13 protein-coding genes are annotated in these 18,619 nt (G+C 34.2%); 1 reads left to right on the forward strand and 12 read right to left on the reverse strand.

The window, feature by feature from the left end; genetic code table 11:
• Window positions 1-7: 7 nt before the first annotated feature.
• The 4 genes from EV143_RS17650 to EV143_RS17665 form a co-directional block, all read right to left on the reverse strand.
• The gene (locus EV143_RS17650) at window positions 8-943 is read right to left on the reverse strand and encodes an alpha/beta hydrolase (protein WP_133509266.1); all 936 of its coding nucleotides are present in this window, start codon (window positions 941-943) and stop codon (window positions 8-10) included.
• Window positions 944-1,043: 100 nt separating this feature from the next.
• Window positions 1,044-2,738: a RagB/SusD family nutrient uptake outer membrane protein gene (locus tag EV143_RS17655; protein WP_133509267.1), complete on the reverse strand. Its 1,695-nt coding sequence runs from the start codon at window positions 2,736-2,738 to the stop codon at window positions 1,044-1,046.
• An 11-nt stretch (window positions 2,739-2,749) separates the two neighbouring features.
• Window positions 2,750-5,926: a SusC/RagA family TonB-linked outer membrane protein gene (locus EV143_RS17660; protein WP_133509268.1), complete on the reverse strand. Its 3,177-nt coding sequence runs from the start codon at window positions 5,924-5,926 to the stop codon at window positions 2,750-2,752.
• A gap of 15 nt (window positions 5,927-5,941) precedes the next feature.
• Window positions 5,942-7,399 carry a glycoside hydrolase family 28 protein gene (locus EV143_RS17665; RefSeq protein WP_133509269.1) on the reverse strand — a complete coding sequence of 486 codons (1,458 nt, stop codon included), beginning with the start codon at window positions 7,397-7,399 and terminating at the stop codon, window positions 5,942-5,944.
• Between the two features lie 288 nt (window positions 7,400-7,687).
• Here EV143_RS17665 and EV143_RS17670 point away from each other — a divergent pair, with 288 nt between their 5' ends.
• Entirely contained in the window at window positions 7,688-8,716 is a 1,029-nt protein-coding gene (locus tag EV143_RS17670) for a LacI family DNA-binding transcriptional regulator (RefSeq protein WP_133509270.1), read from the forward strand.
• A 200-nt stretch (window positions 8,717-8,916) separates the two neighbouring features.
• Here EV143_RS17670 and EV143_RS17675 read toward each other — a convergent pair whose 3' ends face one another.
• The 8 genes from EV143_RS17675 to EV143_RS17710 all read right to left on the reverse strand — a co-directional run bounded on the left by EV143_RS17675 (window position 8,917) and on the right by EV143_RS17710 (window position 18,596).
• Window positions 8,917-10,533, reverse strand: coding sequence for a UxaA family hydrolase (locus EV143_RS17675; RefSeq protein ID WP_133509271.1), 1,617 nt, complete (start codon window positions 10,531-10,533; stop codon window positions 8,917-8,919).
• Between the two features lie 33 nt (window positions 10,534-10,566).
• On the reverse strand, window positions 10,567-12,009 hold the full coding sequence (locus EV143_RS17680; RefSeq protein ID WP_133509272.1) for a tagaturonate reductase: 1,443 nt from the start codon (window positions 12,007-12,009) through the stop codon (window positions 10,567-10,569).
• Between the two features lie 217 nt (window positions 12,010-12,226).
• Window positions 12,227-12,898 (reverse strand): bifunctional 4-hydroxy-2-oxoglutarate aldolase/2-dehydro-3-deoxy-phosphogluconate aldolase, encoded by a 672-nt coding sequence (locus EV143_RS17685; RefSeq protein WP_133509273.1) that lies wholly within the window; start codon window positions 12,896-12,898, stop codon window positions 12,227-12,229.
• A gap of 9 nt (window positions 12,899-12,907) precedes the next feature.
• Window positions 12,908-13,930: a sugar kinase gene (locus tag EV143_RS17690; RefSeq protein ID WP_133509274.1), complete on the reverse strand. Its 1,023-nt coding sequence runs from the start codon at window positions 13,928-13,930 to the stop codon at window positions 12,908-12,910.
• Window positions 13,931-14,126: 196 nt separating this feature from the next.
• Complete coding sequence (uxaC, locus tag EV143_RS17695) at window positions 14,127-15,533, reverse strand: glucuronate isomerase (protein ID WP_133509275.1); 1,407 nt, start codon at window positions 15,531-15,533, stop codon at window positions 14,127-14,129.
• Window positions 15,534-15,557: 24 nt separating this feature from the next.
• Window positions 15,558-16,349 carry a gluconate 5-dehydrogenase gene (locus tag EV143_RS17700; RefSeq protein ID WP_133509276.1) on the reverse strand — a complete coding sequence of 264 codons (792 nt, stop codon included), beginning with the start codon at window positions 16,347-16,349 and terminating at the stop codon, window positions 15,558-15,560.
• 5 nt (window positions 16,350-16,354) lie between these two features.
• Window positions 16,355-17,191 carry a 5-dehydro-4-deoxy-D-glucuronate isomerase gene (gene kduI, locus EV143_RS17705; RefSeq protein WP_133509277.1) on the reverse strand — a complete coding sequence of 279 codons (837 nt, stop codon included), beginning with the start codon at window positions 17,189-17,191 and terminating at the stop codon, window positions 16,355-16,357.
• Window positions 17,192-17,279: 88 nt separating this feature from the next.
• A complete protein-coding gene (locus EV143_RS17710; RefSeq protein WP_133509278.1) occupies window positions 17,280-18,596 on the reverse strand; it encodes an MFS transporter in 1,317 nt (438 codons plus the stop codon).
• Between the last annotated feature and the right edge of the window lie 23 nt (window positions 18,597-18,619).

Consider the following 18,619-nt stretch of genomic DNA (forward strand, 5'->3'; position numbering starts at 1 on the left):
TGTTGTATTATTTAAAAATTCTATCTAAAAATTGTGTTGTGTGCGTTACAGTTTCATCAAACCAGGGCTGAAAAAACCAAAAAGAATGCGGTGAATCCTGAATTGTTTTAACTTCACTGTAAATCTTATGCTGATTCAAAATCGCAATCACATCGTCTCTCCCCGCATGAAACCTGTCGAAACTACTGCTTATGAAAAGTATTGGCGGCGTATTTTTATCTGTATGGCTTAAAGCCGAAGCATTTTTCCAGTTCTCCGGTTTTTGATCATAAGTACCTCCAAGCCAAAATGATGCCATTTCTCCTTCTGAAGATTCGGGATGTTTAAAAGCTAAAACGCCGTCTATATCAATAATCGCATTTACTTTTGATGATGATTTACTTTTGTACGCTGCATCTTCAAAATCCGAATTTCCGTTTGTTGTACCAATCAAAGCTGCCATTTGTCCTCCTGAAGAGCAACCTAAAACGGCAATTTTGTCTGGATCTACATTGAATTTTCGCGCGTTATCTTTTATAAATTTAATCGCATTTTTTACATCATAAATTCCTTCCGGGTATTTTGCTTCTAAAGATAATCTGTATTCTATGGCAAAACAAGAATAGCCTTTTAAAGCTATTTCCTTTGCCAAAATATGCATTTGGTTTTTATTTCCTGACCTCCAGCCTCCACCATGAATCATGATTACTGCAGGATTTAATTTTTGTTTTTTATAAAAAAAAGCATCCAAATGTAATGCTCTGTCCTTTCCTTGCTGATAAACAACTTCTTCAACTTCAATAATTAAACCATTGTTTTGTTCCTGAGGTATCGTTATAAAGGGATATTTTTTAATTAGTTTAGCATAAGTACTTTTTACGGTGTATGAAGTATCAACACCAACATTGCTTTGAGCAAAAATAGCATTGGAAATCAACAGTATCATAAAAAGCGCTTTCTTCATCTAACAAACTTATTTTACAGTTAAGAAAGGAGTTTGAAATGCATCAAACTCCTTTTTAACTTCTTCAAAAAACTACAATCTCAAAAAAATTATCAAATTACTAATAACCAGGATTTTGAGGAAAATTTTTATTTTTATTCAAATCAATTGCTTTTTGAGGAATTGGTCTTAATAGTTTTTGATTCGGAGCAGTTCCAAAATCGGCTAATTTAATTTTATAATTATTGCCCGGTACTCGTGTTGTCAAGGTACCTGTTCGTTTTAAATCAAACCAACGATTATACTCACCTAACATTTCTCTTGCTCTTTCATCCAAAATGTAATCAATATTAAATTGTGCAGGAAGGGCGCCAGTTACTCCTGCTCTGGTTCTCACGGCATTTAAGCGGTCTAAACCAAGTGCTGGGTTACCTGCTTTAAAATAAGCTTCAGCAGCAATTAAATACGTGTCTGCTAATCTTGCTAAAATAATATCTCTTGTGCTTACAGCTCCAGTACCAAGTGGTGTTGATAATTCCGGATCATCAAATTTTTTCACAGGTATAGTACCAGCATCATTAATCCATCCCGGAACAGCAACGCTTTCTGCACCGTATTCTCCATATCTATGGTATCCTCTCGGGTCTCCATTTGGTCTGTTAGGTTTCTGTAAATCAGGATGTGAAGCTATATAAGCAGCTCTTTGAGCAGGTGTATATCCTTTTGGCTCATAAAAATGTAATGTTTTTAATGTGCTCAAACTACTACTTCTATAATAAGGAAAATATACAACAGTGGAAGATACTCCGTTTGTTGTTTCGGTACCTGAATAAATTGTGGTCATAAAAGTTGCATCCCATCTTTTGTCATTTGGACCCTCATAAAGATCTAAAGCGTACTGTGTTGGTAATAAATTTTGACTTCTCTGTGGCGCACCAACATTGGTTCCTCCTAAATTAGAACTATAATAAGAGTATTGTCTGTTACCAAGAGTGGTTGGACTAGTACTTGTTGAAGCTTTGTCATATTGAACAGAGAAAATAGTTTCCGCATTTAGATCGTTTCCAGGTTTAAACAATTGATCAACAGGCAATATTAGTGCTTGTCCTGCAATAGCCGCATCTGCAAAATTTGCTGCTGTAGCAAAATCCGTGGCTTTACCATAAGATTGGTACCCTCTTGTTAAATAAACTTTAGCCAATAAGTCATTTACAGCCCTCTTGTTTACTTTTCCTGATGTAGCATAATTTGCTGTTCCTACAGTTGCTAAAGAAGCATTCAAATCTTCAATAATTTGATTATACACTTCTTCTTCTGTATTTCTGTTAAAAGATGTATTTTCAGTACTAACTATATGATCATTAACAATAGGTACTCCTCCATAAGCCTGAACCAACAAGAAGTAAGCATTCGCTCTTAAAAATCGAGCTTCTCCTACTAATACATTCAAATTAGATGTTTGCTCTGTAATTGTTGAATAATACAATACTTTATTTACTGATTGTATTTGAGAATAACAAGATACATATAACTCTTCAACATTGTTAGATGAAGGTACAAGACTAGCATAATTACTTAAAGGCGATTCGGGATTAAAACCTTCAGCATACAAATCAGTCCCTCCCACAAAAAACCATGGATTATTTCCATAAATTTCTTTCAATCTTGCATAAGTAGAATTTACTAACAATTGAAATCCACCTGAGGTTCTGTATTCTTCATCAGCCGCAGGATAAGACAAACTTTTTTCATCTATGTCACTACATGAAGTAAATAGTGAGGCAATTACTCCTAAAATTATTATTATTTTTTTCATTTTTTATTTTATTAAAAGTTAACACTTAATCCTAATTGAGTAGTAATAGAAGATGGACGGTTTACCCCTATCGCAGCTCCTGCCCATTCAGGATCGTAACCATCAAAATCAGTAAAAACAAACGGATCTAAAACATTAATGAAAATTCTTAGATTACTCAATTTAAGTTTTTGCATTAAATCTGAATTTAATGTATAACCTACTGAGATGTTTTTTACTTTGACGTAAGATGCATCTCTGTAAAATGCATAACCAACAAGACCTGTATTTGTAGTCTCCAGATAAGTGGCTCCTGCTCCATTACCACCTGCTGTAGGACCAGGTCTTGGAGCATTGTTTGATGCATTTGGAGTAACACCAGCACCATTGGTTGGTACAAAATAGTCCATTTTTACCCTTTGACGGTTTCTGTCAGTAACGTCTGTAAATTGTCTATGAAAAGGACTATATACGGTTTGTCCTTGACTTGTAATAACCGAGAAATTGAAATCAAATTGGCCAAATGTCAGTTTAGAATAAAAACTTCCCTGCCATTTAGGAACGCTACTACCAATTACAGTTTTATCGTTAGCATCAATTTTATTATCACCATTAAGGTCCTTTAATTTACCATTACCAGGTTTAGCACCAAACAAAGCAGCTTGAGTAGCTTCGCTTTCTTGCCAAACGCCATCGTAAACATAGTGGAAATTAGGATTTAATTCTGAACCAAGAATTAAATTATTTCCTATATCACTTGTTTCCTGGTAATTAATAGAAACTAATTCATTTATATTTTTGCTAAATATAAATGTTGTTTCCCATTTTAGTTTATCTAACTGAATGTTTTTAGTTGTCAATGAAACTTCAACACCTTTGTTACTAACCGAACCTACATTGTCAAATGTTCTTGAGTAACCCATTTCATAAGGAAGTTGTCTACTATTAATTACGTTAGTCGATAATCTATCATAAACATCGACACTTCCTGAGATTCTGTTTTTTAGTAATCCAAAATCAAGTCCAAAATTCACTTCTCTTGTTTTTTCCCAAGCTAATTTTTTGTTGGCCAAATTTTTTGATTGCCATCCTGCAACAAGATTCGATCCGTTCGCATAGAATGTTTGTTGGTCTAAAAGTGCTTGCGAGGCATAAGCATTAACGTTGTCATTTCCTGTATACCCCAAACTAGCTCTTAATTTCAAGTCAGAAATAATGTTGCTGTTTGATAAAAATGACTCTTTGCTAATTTTCCAGCCTAAAGCTACAGATGGAAAACTTTCCCATTGATTTCCTTTTGATAATACAGATGAACCATCCCATCTGTTAGAGGCAGTTAATAAATATTTATCCTTGTAAGCATAATTTAAACGTACAGCATAAGATTTTAACTCGTTTTTCACATAAGGTGTTTCTGGTGTTGGGGCAACAAAAGAATAAGTTGAAGGTGATCCAGAACCAACATTGTATATCCCTGATTCAAAAGGCTGATTACTTGAATATAAGTATGAATTTTGATCTGTGTTGGAGTAAGTACTTTGTAATAATAACATGCTAAAATCATGTACTTCATTAAAAGTATGCTTTAAGTCTAGCTGATTGTCCCAAGTATAATTGAAATTATTGTAATTTCTAATTGATGATGAATTTCCTTTTACCAGAATTCCCTGATTTGTATTAGCGGTATTGGATATACCTGTAACAGAATTTACTATACCTGCAGCAAAAGTTGTTTTAAAGCTTAACCATTTTAACATTTGGTATTGAAAATAAACATTACCAACAGTTTGCCATGTTTTTTCTGTTTGTGAAGAGTTTGCAATTTCCATTAATGGATTAACATTACTGGTTCTGTCTAAAACAAGGGTGGCATTACCAGGTTGCGTTATTTTACCAGGTTGTAATGTTAATTGTCCTACAATATCATTTCCGTTAGCATCAACAGCCCAGGGAGATAAAAGTGTAGGCAGCCTAAATGCATCCTGCATTGCTAAATCACTACCTAATTGGCTCTCAATACGCGCTACAGTAACGTTTACACCTGTAGAGAATTTGTCATTTATTTTATGATTTAAACCTAATTTGAAAGAATATTTGTCCGTTGAATCATTATCAATAAGTCCTTCATCATTTTGTAAACCAAGCCCTATGTTATAGCTTAAACCTGAATCTCCACGTCCCGAAATGTTTAAATAATTATTTTGGGTTGAACCAGGTTTAAGGATCGCATCAACCCAGTCATAACTAAAACCTTCATTGTATCTTTTAACTAATAAAGGACTATTACCTGTAGAAGCAGTCGCAAGTGCCTGAGGTGTTTGTGAAGTTGCTGGATAAGATAAAAATGCAGATTGATTAAATGCATACCACTCTTGTGAGTTCATAAATTCTGGTAATCTCGCAGCTGTTTTAGTACCATATGATGTATTAAAACTAACATTAATTCCTGATTTAGCTGTTGAACCACTTTTTGTTGTTACAATCACCACCCCGTTAGAAGCTCTGGAACCATATATTGCTGCAGAAGAAGCATCTTTTAATACATCCATTCTGGCAATGTCCTGTGGGTTTAAAAAGTCGATATTGTCCAGGGGTACACCATCAACAACAAACAACGGAGTCGATCCTACAGCTGTAGAATTAGTACCACTAGTATCAGATAGCAAAGAGTTGTTTCCTCTGATAACGATTTTGAATCCATCGCCTGCACGCCCTGAAGCAGAAGAAATTTGAACCCCTGCTGTACTTCCTTGGATAGCTTCTAATGGATTTGTTGTATTTCTCTCCGTTATAGTCGCCGCACTTATAGTACTTACTGTACCTGTAACATCTGATTTTTTCACAGTACCATAACCTACTACAACAACTTCGTTTAGTGAGTTTGATGCTTCTGCAAGACTTACATTTACTTTAGATTTTCCTGCAATACTAACTTCCTGCGTTTGAAATCCTAAATAACTAATTACTAAAATAGCATTTTTATTAGTAACATTGATTTTAAAACTCCCTTCAAAATCTGTCGAAGTTCCGTTTTTAGTTCCTTTTTCCTGAATGTTTACGCCCGGAAGAGATAATCCCGAAGCATCAGTAATTTTTCCTTCTACTACGGTCGACTGTGCGCTCATAGTATTGCTTAACAGGAAGTTTAGGAAAAATAAAAACACAAGATTGTATTTTAATTTTTTCTTTGAAATTTGTTTAATGTTCATAGTTTGGTTTATTGGTTAATTGATAGTTTTTTTTAAATTTTTAATTTGTTCTACTTTTTTTCCATTAATATAGGTATTGATAAAATTGATATTTTTTACATTTTTTAAAGAATAGACCGAGTCTACTTTTTCAATTACTACGTTTCTAAGTGTAATATTTTCCACTGGAGATTCTGCATAACCGTCTGCCAAAACGCCGTATTTTCCGCCGTTTTTAACTTTAATGTTTTCAAGAGTAATATTTCTTACTACGGGAATAAAATTTCCTGTCTGGCTGCCGTAAACATTATAAGTCATCGTTGCTCTCAAAACGCATTCTTTGACGGTTCCAATTGAAAGATTTCGAACAAAAATATCTTCGATAACGCCTCCTCTTTTTGAATTTGTTTTAATTCGGATTGCCCTGTCTAAATTTGGACTGTCCATTAAGCAATTCTCTACAAAAACATTATTGACACCAGCTGAAATTTCACTTCCAATAACAACACCGCCGTGTCCGTCAATCATTTTGCAATTTTGCACGATGATATTTTTACTTGGTATGGCAACTCTTCTTCCATCAGCATCTCTTCCGGCTTTTATGGCAATACAATCATCACCGGTATTGAAAGTGCAGTTTTTGATAATTATATTTTGAGAATATTCCGGATCACAACCATCATTATTTGGGCCATGACTGTTTACAGTTACGCCATCAATGATAATGTTATTTGATTTTAAAGGATGTAGAATCCAAAAAGGAGCATTTATAACGGTAACATCTTTTATTAAAACCGTATTACATTCAAAAAACTCTATAAAACTTGGTCTTAAATAACGTCCTTCTCCAAAAACTCTTTCTGAAACAGGAACATTTTTTTCAGCCATATCAACTAAAACTTCACGGTTCGTGGGATCATTTTGTGAAGGAATTCCTTTTTGCCAGCCATAACTTTTTCCTCCTGACCAAATCCACCAATTTGTACTGTTTGCTTGGCCGTTTAAAGTTCCTTTTCCTGTTATTGCAACATTAGTTTTGTTTTTGGCATATATAAGAGGGGAATAATTCATTAATTCTGTTCCTTCCCAAGAAGTATGTACGATAGGATAATCTTTAGGATTTATGCTAAAAAGAATTTCTGCCTGATCTTCTAAATGCAAATTCACATTACTTTCTAGATGTATCGCTCCGGTTAAGTATTTTCCATTCGGAACAATTACTTTTCCTCCGCCATTTTCGGCACAAGCTTTAATTGCTTTTTCAAAAGCTGCTGTATTTAAGATTTTTGCATCTGCTACAGCACCAAAATCATTGATGTTGTAAGTATTATCAGAGAAATGAGTTTGGGGAATGGTTTTAACAATTAATTCCATTTTTTTCCACGGATCTGTATCCAAGGCAGCAGAAACTTGCTTTCCACACGACAATACCAATAACATGACTACACAGAAAAGTGCAACTGGCCAAAACGTTATAAACTTATTTGTAATCATTTACGTAGTAATTTATTTATCTTTTTACTGAAAAGCCAACAATTATGTAATCGATTACACGAAAATATAAAATTAGAGTGTATGAACCAAATTTATTTAGAAAAAATTTATATATTTAATTTTTATTACTAATTTTATTTACATATTGTGTAAAAAAACATATAATTTATTATCATTGTAAGATTGAAAACGTTTTAGTTACCAATTATGGTAATCGATAACAATGTATATCACATTATATAAAAAAAATGTATTTTTGTCTATAAATAAATCAAAAACTATTTTTGAATGAGCGAAAAAATAACCATCTACGATATTGCAAAAAAATTGAATATCACTGCAGCGACGGTTTCCAGAGCGTTAAATAACAACCCTAAAATAAAAGAAAGCACACGTGAATTAGTTATAAAAACTGCAGCTTCAATGAACTACAAGCAAAACAAACTTGCTTTAGCATTAAAAAGCGGTCGTAGTAATAATATAGGTGTTATTGTTCCTCGTATTGATAGTAACTTTTTTGCATCTGTAATCAGAGGTATCGAAGAAGAGTTACAACCTCATGGTTATCAGGTTATTATTTGTCAGACTCATGAAGATTTAAAAAGAGAAAATGAAAATCTTTATACTTTAATAGACGCGCAGGTTGACGGAATTCTAATGTCGGTTACTGCAGTTACAGACGAAAATGATGGTGCTTTTCATAATGTTTTACAAAAAAATGTTCCGCTTATCTTTTTTGACAGAAGCAAACATATTGATGGTGTAAGTTCTGTTACGATTAATGACTTTAAAGGTGGTTATGAAACCACAAAACATTTGATTAATGAAGGCTGCAGAGCTATTGCGCATTTATCAGGAGATCAATCACTTGAAATTTTTAAAAACAGGTTTTTAGGCTATAAACAAGCCATATTAGATAGCGGATTAACTTTTAAAGAAGAATATGTAATACGTTCTAAAAGTAGTGTTGAAGCTGGAAAAGAAGCCGTTGAGATATTATTAAGACTAGAAACACCACCAGATGCCATATTTTCTTCGAGTGATTTCGCAGCTTTAGGCGCGATTCAGGAATTAAAAGAAAGAAATATCAGCATACCAAATGAGTTTTGTGTAGCGGGTTTTAGTAACGAACCTTTTACGAAATTCATGGAATTATCTATAACTTCTGTAGATCAGTCTCCGCTTGAAATGGGGAAAATGTCTGCACGTGTTTTCCTTGAACAAGTAGACAAAACAGATACGATTAAAATCGAAAAAAAGGTAGTTCTTGCACCTGAATTACACATTCGTAAATCTTCGTCAAGAACTACCTTTTAATTTTTATTGAACCATTAAAAATTTAGAATTTTTATCTTTTTTACCATTAAGAGATTAAGAAAATTAAGCTTTGCACTTAATGCTTAATCTCTTAATGGTTTATATTTTTATCTTCTTATCATTACAGCTTTATGAACTTAATATCTTAATGGTAAAAAAATAAGCTCATTGTTTAAAATGAGCTTATCTGTTAATTTTTATTATAGAGATACCCCTCTTTTCCAAGGAATAAAATCGTTTTGGTTTAAGATTGCAGCTTTGGTTTTAATAGTTCCGCTCGCAACATCGATAATAAATTCAAGCATTTCATCTGCCATTTCATCGATAGATTTTTCTCCGGTGATAATTCCACCAGTATCAATATCGATAATATCAGACATTTTTTTAGCTAATTCAGTATTAGATGAAATCTTAACAACCGGCGCAATTGGGTTTCCTGTTGGAGTTCCTAAACCTGTTGTAAACAAAACCATATTCGCTCCAGAACCAACCATTGCCGTTGTACATTCAACATCATTTCCAGGAGTACATAACAATGTAAAGCCTGGTTCATTAATGTATTCACCATAATCGAAAACACCTGTAATTGGTGAAGTCCCTCCTTTTTTAGCAGCACCAGCAGATTTCATTGCATCTGTAATCAAACCGTCTTTAATGTTACCCGGAGATGGATTCATGTCAAATCCTGAACCTGCATCTACAACTGTTTTTTCGTACCATTGCATTAAGTCTAAGAAACGTTTTCCATCCTTATCATCTACACAACGGTTTACTAATTCCTGCTCTACTCCACATAATTCAGGAAATTCAGAAAGAATTGTAGTTCCTCCTAAAGCAACTAAATGATCAGATAACACTCCTAATGTTGGATTAGCAGAAATTCCTGAGAATCCATCAGAACCACCACATTCCAATCCAATTCTTAATTTAGATAAAGGCGCAGGCGTTCTTTGTATATTGTTTGCAATTTTAATAGCTTCAAAAGTATCTTTTACAACACTGCTCAACATGCTTTCGATAGTACCAATTTGTTGTTGATCGTAGATTAAAACCGGTTTTTTACTTCCCGGATTTATAGCGTCTAAAGCATCTTTAAAAATCTGAATTTGAAGATTCTGACATCCTAAACTCAAAACTGTAGCTCCGGCAACGTTTGGATTATTTACATATCCGGCTAATAATTTAGCCAAACTGTGCGAATCCTGACGAATTCCGCCACATCCACCCTGGTGCGTTATGAATTTTACTTCGATATTATTGAATAAATTAGCATCATTAGAAGCTGCTTCATTACCAGTACCGCCCGTTTCTGTTTTTACCAAAGAACGAAGTAACAACTGATAATCGTTTTCTTTAGGCTTCATTAATTCCTTTTCAAAAATATCTTTTAAGATTTCAATATTTCTGTTTTCACAAAATACTAACGGAAAAAACAACCAAACATTCTCAGTTCCAACCTGTCCGTCTTCTCTGTGATAGCCCTGCCACGTTCTGTCTTTCCATTTATCAACATTAGGAGCATTCCAGCCAATCGTTTCCGTTTTACCGGTTACTTTATCGCTTTCATGTTTTACATTTTCTGTAGAAAGTAAACCTCCTTTTTCAATTCTGGCACTTGCTTTTCCAACCAAAACACCATACATAATAATACGTTCACCTACTTCAAAAGTATGCATCGCAATTTTATGTTTCATCTTCACATCAGATACGATTGTGATATCTTGTCCTTCAAAGTTGATTACCTCACCAGCAACCAAATTCACCAATGCAACTGCTACATTATCTGAAGGGTTTACTTTTATTAATTTCTTTTGCATGATAATAATGTTTAAAAAGTATGTGTAATCTAATTAATATTGTTTGCTGAAATTAGCAAAACCTTGTTCTATTCCGTTCGCTTCAATTTCATTTAAGGCTACTACTAAAGCTTCTGATAAACCTTTTACTTTAGTTAAATCTTCTCCCCAGAATTCAGTATTAGCTAATATCTTAGCTACAACTAAATCTGCAGATCCTAATTGCCAAGCGTTTTTAAATGCTTCAACTATCTCTGGAGAATCTTTTACAGGTAATGCTTCGTTATTCCAGGTTCCTTTGTAGAATTGAATTAAACTCGCTAATGAAAAAGTCAAATTAACAGGCAACTTTTTGTTAGTATTATAATATCCTAATAAACTAGGTAAAACTCTTACTTTGAATTTTGAGATAGAATTTAATGCAATGTCGGCAAGTGCATGTTTGATAAACGGATTTTTAAATCGGTCCATTACTTCCTCAGAATAGGCAGTAATTTCATTTTTGTCCATATCAAGAGTTTCACTAATTTCACTAATAACGTTGTTTACGAACTTTCCGGTAAAATCTCCGTTAACAGTTTCCATCACTAATTTGTTACCATACAAAAGTGAAAAAGGAACCATTGCCGTGTGTGCACCGTTTAAAATACGAACTTTAATCATTTTAAAAGGACGTATATCATCAACGATTTTTACATTCAAATCTGTTTTATGAAAAGGTAATTTTGCTTTTAAGGCATCACCACCTTCAATAGCCCAAAGAAAGAAAGGTTCTGCAGCAACAATTAAATTGTCCTCGTAATCTAATTTATTATTGTATTCTTCAATTTCAGCTCTTGGATATCCAGGAACAATTCTGTCAACCAAAGTACTGTGATACGTACAAGCATCTGATACCCAAGTTTTAAATGCATCCTCTAACTTCCAAGTATCGCAATATTGTAAAATATATTTTTTCAGCGTCTCTGAGTTATAATCAATCAATTCACAAGGAATGATTGTTACCGCTTTAGAAGCATCTCCATTGAAATGTTTGAATCTTTCATATAATAAAACCGTCAACTTAGCAGGAAATGAAACTGGAGGCTGCATATCCGGAGTATCACTTTCAATAAATTCAATTCCAGCTTCAGTTGTATTTGAAACAATAAATTGAAGTTCTTCTTCCTTGGCTAAAGCTAAATAATCTGCAAATTCAGTATACGGATTTATTGCTTTTACAATATTAGTGATTAACTCAATATCTTGTATTTTTTCGCCTTTTTTAATTCCGTTCATAAACAAAGTATAAAGACCGTCCTGATCATTAATCAGGTTTACCATACCGTCTTTCAAAGGCTGAACCATTGCAATACCAGCATTAAAATCAACTTCTTTATTTAGTTTGTGAAAAGCATAATCAACAAAAGCTCTTAAAAAGTTACCTTCTCCAAACTGAACTACTTTAATTGGCTGTAACTTTTCTAATCCTGTATTTATTCTATTTAATTTTTTCATTTTAAATTCATTAAAGTGTTATAAATAACCACATTAAATACCTTATTGCTTTTGTAGAAGCTTTTCTGAATGTAAAAGAAACATTACACCTGTAAGAGTAAAATAAAATTTGCTGTGAGGAGTGACAAACTTTATTTAGCAAGCGTAATGTTCAATTACAAAACGTTAAAAAACTAAAAAAAACTGCATTCAAATAAGGAATCGGTATGATTACTCCTTATTTATTTTTAATATTTTTGATGATCTCCAGAACCTGACTCACTTTCGTTTTTAGTCCTTCGTAATCATTATTATCTAATATATCTTTCGAAATTAATTGTGAACCAAGTCCCACACAAGTTGCACCTGCATTTAACCAGGAAGACAAACTTTCAACTGTTGGGTAAACTCCTCCGGTTGGCATAATACTTGTCCACGGGCATGGCCCTTTTATGGCTTTTATAAACTCCGGTCCGTAAATATCCGCAGGGAATAATTTCACGATTTCGCAGCCTAATTCTTCTGCTCTTGCGATTTCTGTAAGAGTTCCGCAACCTGGTGACCACAGTACTTTACGGCGGTTACAGGCAATTGCGATATCTTCTCTAAAAACCGGCGTTACAATAAAATTAGCACCTAAACTCATGTATAATGAGGCTGCCGCAGCATCTGTAACAGAACCAACTCCCAGGATCATTCCCGGTAATTCTGCCAATGCATATTTGTTTAAAGCACCAAATACTTCATGCGCAAAATCGCCTCTGCTGGTAAATTCCATTAATCGGGAACCACCATCATAACAGGCTTTTAGCACTTTTTTGCTGATCTCAATATCCGAATGAAAAAAGAGCGGAACCATGCCGTTATCTTTCATTTGCTGAGCTACTTCAATTCTTGAATATTTTGCCATTCTAATTAATTATCTTGAAACTAATCCAGCTGAATCACCGTCTAGCATATTTTCAACTTCTTTTAAGGTCACCAAATTATAATCGCCCGCAATAGTATGTTTTAAGCAACAAGCTGCTACTGCAAAATCTAATGCTTTCTGATTATTATTTTGATACTCCAACAATCCGTAAATTAATCCGCCCATAAAAGCGTCTCCACTTCCTACTCTGTCTATCACCGGTGTAACTTCTTTTACGGCTGCCTGATAAATCGCTTTTCCGTCGAATAAAACACCGCCAATTCTTTGGTGTGAAGCACTTACAGAATAACGTAATGTTGTCGCTACGGTTTTTAAATTCGGAATCAATTCGAATAATTTCGTGTATAAAACAGGAAGTGATTTTTCATCCTGATAATTTGGATTTACTTTCGGAATTCCGAGCATAAAATACGCTGTATCTATATCTCCTAAAATAACATTACTGTATTGCAGCATTTCCGGCATAACTTCACTTGGCGTTTTGCCATATTGCCAAAGTTTTGATCTGTAATTTAAATCGCAGGAAATGGTAATTCCCATTTTATGAGCCACTTTAATTGCTTCTAAACAAGCTTCGGCAGCACTTTCAGAAATTGCAGGAGTAATTCCGCTCCAGTGAAACCATTCTGCACCTTCCAAAACTTTTTCCCAGTCAATCTGTCCTTTTTCTATAGTTGACATTGCGCTATGAGCACGGTCGTAAACTACATTGCTTCCGCGGGTTCCAGCTCCAGTTTCAAGAAAATAGATTCCTAAACGCTCTCCACCATAAAGAATGTTTTTAGACTCGACATTCATTTTTCTGATTTCTTTTAATGCAGAAAAACCAATTTCATTTTCAGGTAATCTGGTAATAAATTCAGCATTCACACCATAATTTGCTAATGAAACACATACATTAAATTCTCCACCTCCATACGTAGCACCAAATGCCGTAGATTGCGAAAAACGTAAATGTCTTTCTGTCGATAAACGCAGCATGATTTCTCCAAATGCAATTACTCTACTCATATTGTTGTGTTGTTTTACCAGTAAACTTTTATTTTTTTTACCATTAAGAGTCTTTTTTTTACCATTAAGAGATTAAGAAAAATTAAGCTTTACTTTAATTCCTTAATGATTTGCTTTTTTAAGCTTTACTCTTAATGAACGTTAATATCTTAATGGTGGAATTTTTAATTTTTAATTTTAAATTTTTAATTTTAAACTAAAACTTAAAATACTCTTTTGCGTTGTTATAAGAAATATCAGCAACCAATTTTCCAATCCATTCCATGTCAGCAGGAAGTTCGCCGCGTTTGATTTCGTCTCCTAAAAGATTACATAAAATACGTCTGAAATATTCGTGTCTTGGGAAAGACAAGAAGCTTCTTGAATCGGTTAACATTCCAACGAAACAGCTAATTAATCCCATGTTCGAAAGGGCATTTAATTGTTTTGTCATTCCGTCTTTTTGGTCTAAAAACCACCATCCTGAACCAAATTGTACTTTTCCTCTAACGCTTCCGTCGTTGAAATTTCCAATCATCGTAGCCATAACTTCATTATCAGCCGGATTAAGGTTATAAATAATTGTTTTTGTCAATTTATCTTTGCTGTCTAATGCATTTAAGAAAGAAGATAATTTTTGTGCCTGTGGATAATCTCCAATAGAATCCCAACCTGTATCAGGTCCTAAGATTCTGTGCATACGCGCATTATTGTTTCTTAAAGCGCCTAAGTGAAACTGTTGGACCCATCCAAATTCGTGATATGTTTCTGAAAGGAATAATAGAATTGCACTTTGAAACTTTAATCCTTCTTCCGGTGTTATCGTTTGATTTTCTCTTTTCTTTTTGAAAATTGAATTCACTTCGCTTTCGGTAAAGTTTTCAAAATAAATCTGATCTAAACCGTGATCACTTAATTTACAACCGTTTGCATTAAAAAATTCAATTCTTTTTCTTAAGGCCGTTTGTAAGTCAGCATAAGTATTAATCGCAACTCCGGATACGTCCCCCAACGTATCCAGATATGCGTTATAGCCATCATTAGAAATAAGGATAGCTTTATCGGGTCTGAAAGCTGTACTCATTTTAGTACCAATTGGGTTTTGAGTAAGTTTCTGGTGAAACTCTAAACTGTCAATCGGATCTTCAGTTGTACAAACTAATTCAGCGTTTACTTTTTTAAGCAGATTTTGTGTGCTGTAAGCCTGAGAATTTATTTTTTCAGAGGTTTCGATGTAGATTTTCTCTGCTGATTTTTCATTCAGTAAGTCATAAATATCAAAATAACGCGCCAATTCTAAATGTGTCCAGTGGTACAAAGGATTACGCATCGTGTACGGAACCGTTTTTCCCCATTGTAAGAACTTATCTTTGTCTGAACCATTTCCTGTTACAAACTGCTCATTTACACCCAACGTACGCATCGCACGCCATTTGTAGTGGTCACCGTTTATCCAAACCTGAGTTATGTTATCAAAAATTTTATCCTCAGCAATAAACTGCGGATTCAAATGATTGTGATAATCTATAATAGGCTGATTTTTGGAGTAATTGTGGTATAACTCTTCAGCATATTTATTTTCAAGTAAAAAATTGTCGTTTATAAAGGTGGTATTTGAACTCATGTCTTTTTAAATAAAATTGAAAAATTATTCTTCGTTTGATGGTTTACCAATAGTGGCTAAAATTCCGCCATCAACAAATAAAATATGACCGTTAACAAAATCACTTGCTTTAGAAGAAAGGAATATTGCTGCTCCGGCCAAGTCACTTGGATCTCCCCATTTTGCCGCCGGAGTTCTGCTAATGATAAAATCATTAAACGGATGTCCGTCAACTCTAATTGGTTTTGTTTGTTCTGTAGCAAAATATCCAGGACCAATTCCATTGATTTGAACGTTATATTTTGCCCATTCTGTTGCCATGTTTTTAGTCAGCATTTTTAAACCGCCTTTTGCAGCAGCATAAGCACCAACCGTATTACGGCCTAATTCGCTCATCATCGAACAAATGTTGATAATTTTTCCTTGTCTTCTTTCGATCATTCCTTTAGCAACATGCTTAGAAACAATGAATGGAGAAACTAAGTCAATATCAATCACTTCTTTAAAATCAGCAACTTCCATTTCGATTAACGGAATTCTTTTGATGATTCCCGCATTATTAATTAAGATAGAAATTGATCCAACTTCACTTTCAATTTTTTTAACTGCAGTAATAACTTCCTGCTCATTGGTTACATTAAATTTATAACCAACCGCATTTATTCCCTGACTTTGAAGTTCTTTTACAGCATCGTCAATTTTTTGTTGAGAAGAGTTACCATTAACAACAATTGTTGCTCCGGCCTCGCCTAATCCTTTTGCCATTGCCATTCCCAGTCCGTGTGTACTTCCTGTAATAAGGGCAATTTTTCCTTTTATATCAAATAAATCTGTCATGATTCTTATCTTAAATCTGTAATTTTACAAACATCCATATCTCCGTAATCTAAATTCTCACCCGCCATTCCCCAGATAAAAGTATAATTACTAGTTCCTGAACCTGAGTGTATTGACCAAGGTGGAGAAATAACTGCCTGATGATTGTTCATCCAGATATGTCTTGTTTCCTGAGGTTGTCCCATAAAATGGCAAACGGCCTGATTTTCCGGAATATCTAAATAGAAATAGACTTCCATTCTACGATCGTGCACGTGCGCCGGCATTGTATTCCAAACACTTCCGGGTTTTAATTCCGTCATTCCCATTTGCAATTGGCAAGTAGTCACAATACCACCAATAATCATTTGGTTTACGGTACGGTGATTTGCCGTTTCCATTGTTCCTAATTGTAATTTATTAGCTTGTTCTAAACTTACTTTTACAGTAGGATATGTTGTATGAGCCGGAGCTGAATTAATATAATATTTAGCCGGATTTGCGCTGTCATCACTTTTAAAAATCACTTCCTTATTTCCGCTTCCGATGTATAACGCATCTTTAAAGCCTAATTCATACGATGTTCCTTCAACAACTACAGAACCGCTTCCTCCAACATTTATAATTCCCATTTCTCTTCTTTCCAGAAAATAACTCGCTTTAAGCGGATCTATACTTTCCAAGGTTAAAGGGCTTACAGGAACTGCTGAACCTGCAATATATCGATCGTAATGAGAATAGGTCAATGAAATTTCGTTCTCCTGCATTAAATCATCAATCAAGAATTCTTCTCTTAATTGTTGTGTGTCATATTTTTTTACTGCTTCAGGGCTTGACGCGTATCTTGAACTATATTTTGTCATAATTTTTATTTTAATGTAATCGATTGCACAAAATTATATTTTTATCTTCAAAAATCATAATACAAACACAATTTTATTTGTGTTGATTTTACACTTCTACTTTTTTCATTTTCGGAACTAAAATATGCATGATCAGCCAGGCCAATAAATATGAAGCTCCGCAAATACAAAACATAATAAAATAGCCCGTTTCTATTTTTCCTAATTTGGTATAATAAACAAACATGTTTTTTTGAACTACTAAAGTTAACAAAATCCCTCCGAATGCTCCGAACATTCCTCCTATTCCTGTAACTGAAGCTGTTGCCTTTTTAGGAAACATATCGGATACTGTTGTAAAAATATTAGCACTCCACGCCTGATGCGCAGAAACTGCCAAACCAATAACCAAAATGGCCAACCAAATATTTATGGCGCCCAAATATTGTGAAAACAAAACCGGTAAAACGGCAAAGGCATAAATAAGCATACTTGTTTTTCTTGCTTTGTAAGCCGGCCAGTTTTTGTTCATTAATTTTAATGGTAACCAGCCTCCGCCAATACTTCCTATACTTCCAATTATATAAACCAATGCGCAAGGCCAGATAATTTCTGTTGCTGAGAGTTTGTATTGTTTCATTAAGAAATCTGGCAGCCAGAATAAATAAAACCACCAAACCGGATCTGTTAATAATTTTCCGATGGCGAATGCCCACGTTTGACGAAAACTAAGCAATTTTAACCATGAAACTTTTTCTGTATCTTCTACTTCAACTGCCTCAACTTTATCTGAATTAATATATTCAAATTCAGCCTGAGACAATCGTTTTTGCTTTTCCGGTATTTCGTAAAAAATAAACCATAATACAAGCCAGACAAAACCAACAATTCCTGTTAGAATAAAAGCCCATTGCCAACCATAATTTTCTGCTATAAAAGGCACTGTTAACGGCACTATGATCGCTCCGATGTTACTTCCTGAATTAAAAATTCCGGTTGCTAAGGCTCTTTCTTTCTGCGGAAACCATTCGGCTGTTGCTTTGATTGCAGCTGGAAAATTTCCGGCTTCTGTAATTCCTAAAAATACACGTGCAATTAAAAACCCTCTGGTTCCTGTTGCTAATGCATGACCAATTGCAGCCAAACTCCACAATCCTGTGGCAATGGCATAACCAATTTTAGTTCCTAATTTATCTATGATTCCACCTGCAACCAACATTCCCATTGCGTAGGCGATTTTAAATGCCAATTCAATATTCGAATAATCTATAACTTCTTGTTCCGGAGTCCAGTGAAAAGCTTCTGCTAAAAAAGGTCGTAGGTAACTAATTACATTTCGATCTAAATAATTTACGGTTGTAGCAAAAAATACTAATCCACATATTGTCCAGCGATATTTTCCTATTGCTGCGTTGGTTTGATTCATAGTTTTAGGTTTGGTTGGTTAGT

It is taken from the genome of Flavobacterium chryseum (genome assembly GCF_004362015.1).
Taxonomy (GTDB): domain Bacteria; phylum Bacteroidota; class Bacteroidia; order Flavobacteriales; family Flavobacteriaceae; genus Flavobacterium.